Consider the following 3,423-nt stretch of genomic DNA (forward strand, 5'->3'; position numbering starts at 1 on the left):
CTGGCTTTATTCACGGGTTGTGAAGCCGGTTGTTCATGGGTTTGGAAGGCACCCAGATCCACGGTCGGGTGATGTTCACGAGTTTCGAAGTCACCGGGGTCCTTGCCAGGGCAGCATCGGGATGCTCCTCGTGAAAGGTCCTGGTCATGCCGCAGATGTCAAAGGTCGAGCTGTACGCGGCGATCCGGCGCGACCACCGCGGCGGCATGAAGATCCGGGAGATCGAGCGCAAGTACAACGTGTCGTGGCGGACGGTTCGCAACGCTGTGGACTCCGTCTGGCCTGCGCCTCGGAAGCAGCTTTCACCGAGGCCAACCCGCCTTGATCCGTACAAGCCGGTGATCGACGGGATGCTCCGGGCGGATCTGGAGGCGCCGCGCAAGCAGCGGCACACGGTCACTCGGATCTTCCACCGTCTGGTTGAGGAACACGGCGCGGACGTCTCCTACCCGATGGTCCGGCGCTATGTCGCCGACCGGAAGCCGCAGATCCTCGTCGAGTCGGGGAAGGTTCCGGTCGAGGCGTTCGTGCCGCAGACCCACCAGCCTGGCATGGAGGCGGAGGTCGACTTCGGCGACGTGACGGTCCGGCTCGCTGGTGAGCTTGTGACCTGCTATCTGTTCTCCTTCCGCCTGTCCTACTCGGGCAAGGCGGTCCATCGCGTCTTCGCGTCGTGCGGTCAGGAAGCCTTCTTCGAAGGGCACGTGCACGCGCTGCGGACGCTGGGCGGGGTCCCGCGGAGCAAGGTTCGCTACGACAACCTGAAAGCCGCCGTGGCCCAAGTGCTGGGGCTGAGCCGGGCTCGGGTGGAGGCCGACCGGTGGATCGCGTTCAGATCGCACTTCGGGATCGAGAGCTTCTACTGCCGCCCTGGCATCGAGGGCGCCCACGAGAAAGGCGGAGTGGAGGGCCAGATTGGATATTTCCGCCGGAATCACTTCACCCCGGTGCCCGAGGTCGACTCGCTGGCCGAGCTGAACGAACTCGTCGACCAGTGGGATCTGCACGACGGGCGGCGCCGGATCGGTTCGCGGCCGCGAACCATCGACGAGCACTTCGAGATCGAGCGGCCGCTGCTGATGCCGCTGCCGGAGGAGCCGTTCGAGACGGGCAGACTTTTCACTCCGAGGGTCGACCGATACAGCCAGATCGTGGTCCGCACGAACCGGTACTCGGTGCCGGTCCGGCTGATCGGCAAACGGGTCCGGGTCATACTTCACGCTTCTCACCTGGTGGTTTACGACAGGAACATGGAAGCGGCCCGGCACGAGCGACTGATCGCGAAGGGCGCCTGCCGCCTGGACCTGGATCACTACCTGGAAGCTCTGATCCGGAAGCCGGGTGCCTTCCCCGGCGCGACCGCGCTCGAACAGGCCCGCTCCGCCGGCAAGTTCACCCCGGTCCATGACGCCTGGTGGGCTGCGGCGGCCAAGGCCCACGGCGACACCGCTGGGACAAGGGCGCTGATCGAGGTGCTGCTGCTGGCCCGCCACGTCTCGCACGAGCACCTGATGGCCGGCCTCGCGACGGCCCTGCGGGCCGGGGCCCTGACCGCCGACGCGGTCGCATTGGAGGCCCGCAAGGCCGCCCAGGCCGAGGACGAGCCGACCGATCGCCCTTCGCCGACCGAGGTGGGCGGTGAGGCGTCCGTGACGTTTCTGCATGAGTGGCGGCTCGCGCATCTCCCCCCGGACACGAGGCCGTTGCCGACAGTGAGCCACTACGACCAACTGCTCCGACGCCGCCGCGTCAGCGGCGGTGAACACCGCGAGGGAGAAGCACAGTGACCCTGCCCCGGCAGCGAGGATTGACCGAGCAGGCCGCCAACACGGCCATCGACACCGCCTGCCGCCTGTTGCGGCTCCCGTCGATCAGGAACGAGTTCTCCGAGATCGCCGACCGGGCGATGAAGGACCAGATGACCTACCGCGGCTTCCTCGCGGAGCTGTTGATGACCGAGTGTGACGACCGGTCCCGGCGCCGGTCGGAGCGGCGGATCAAGGCGGCTGGCTTCCCTCGGGACAAGTCGTTGCGGACCTTCGACTTCGACGCGAACCCGAACATCGACGCGGCCACCATTCACACGCTTGCCAGCTGCGAGTGGATCAAGAAGAGTCAGCCGCTCTGCCTGATCGGCGACTCGGGGACGGGTAAGTCGCACATGCTGATCGCTCTGGGAACCGAGGCGGCGATGGCTGGCTACCGGGTCAAGTACGTGCTGGCGACGAAGCTGGTGAACGAGCTCGTCGAGGCCGCCGACGAGAAGCAGCTGACCAAGACGATCGCCCGCTACGGGCGTGTTGATCTTTTGTGCATCGATGAGCTCGGCTACATGGAACTCGACCGCCGCGGCGCCGAACTCCTCTTCCAGGTCCTAACCGAACGCGAGGAGAAGAACAGCGTGGCCATCGCCTCGAACGAGTCCTTCGGCGGCTGGACCAAGACCTTCACCGACCCCCGCCTCTGCGCGGCCATCGTCGACCGCCTCACCTTCAACGGCACCATCATCGAGACCGGCACCGACTCCTACCGCCTCGCCAGCACCCGCGCTCGGGCCGAGGAGGCGGCCAAGACCGGCTGATGCCTGCCTGGGCGGGCCGCGCGCCCGGCGGCGGCCCGCCAACAGCATTTACCCCGAACAAGCCCTGCTCAGCCGGCCGCGCTCAGCCTTCTGATGTCAGCGCGCTCCATTGATCTACAGTCATTCGCCACACGACGTCGATCCCCACTTCGCCAGGAGCGACTGGCCCTTCAGGCACTGGGGTGCGTTCGATCTCCGTGAATCCCAAGCGGAGGGCGACGGCTCCGCTGGCCGGGTTGGCAGCATCGTGATGGATCTCCAGGTGGTCGATGCCCGCCATTTGGAAGCCCTGACAGACAAGAGCCGCCGTGGCCATTGTGGCCAGACCCCGCCCCGTCGACTGAGGGTGCAGCCAGTAGCCGATGTCGAGGCCGCCCGCACCGATGCGGCGGTTGAGGCTGCAACTGCCGATCACCGTGTCACTCGACGTGATCGCATAGTGGAAGCCTCGTCTGGCCTCCCACTCTTCCTGGCTCCAGATGAGGAAGTCGACGGTTGGCTGTCTGCCATGAGCGGCTGCCCAGGGCATCCACGGCATCAGATGGTCCAGGGACTCACGAATCGCTTGTTCCAGGGCGTTGAGATCGCTCATGCGCCATCGGCGCAGTTCGACGTGGCCAGAACTGAGACTTTCGGCAGGTTCGTCCATACCTCGGATGCTCTCGCAGCTCAGCTGAGGTCAACAACGAAATATCAGCTGCCTGTGGCCCAGGCAGCCGCAGTCGCGACTCGTCAGCTGAGAGTGCCGCCGTTTCTCATGAACATCTGCCGAGGTTCGGACTCTCCCTCGCCTCCCAAACCGATGGACAAACGCTGCCGATGGAAGTGAACAAAGCCAGGCA

General features: G+C 65.8%; 3 protein-coding genes. 2 read left to right on the forward strand and 1 reads right to left on the reverse strand.

What is annotated here, in order from left to right; all coding sequences use genetic code 11:
- Positions 1-155: 155 nt before the first annotated feature.
- Positions 156-1,787, forward strand: coding sequence for an IS21 family transposase (istA, locus tag ACIBNE_RS41085; protein ID WP_399281208.1), 1,632 nt, complete (start codon positions 156-158; stop codon positions 1,785-1,787).
- Positions 1,784-2,581, forward strand: a complete 798-nt coding sequence (gene istB, locus ACIBNE_RS41090) for an IS21-like element helper ATPase IstB (RefSeq protein ID WP_399281204.1) — start codon at positions 1,784-1,786, stop codon at positions 2,579-2,581. Before istA ends, istB begins: the two co-directional genes overlap by 4 nt.
- 82 nt (positions 2,582-2,663) lie before the next feature.
- Here istB and ACIBNE_RS41095 read toward each other — a convergent pair whose 3' ends face one another.
- Positions 2,664-3,230, reverse strand: coding sequence for a GNAT family N-acetyltransferase (locus tag ACIBNE_RS41095; RefSeq protein ID WP_399281206.1), 567 nt, complete (start codon positions 3,228-3,230; stop codon positions 2,664-2,666).
- Between the last annotated feature and the right edge of the window lie 193 nt (positions 3,231-3,423).

Origin of the sequence: Streptomyces sp. NPDC050504, from assembly GCF_044458065.1 — a bacterium.
In the GTDB taxonomy this organism is placed as follows: Bacteria; Actinomycetota; Actinomycetes; order Streptomycetales; family Streptomycetaceae; genus Streptomyces.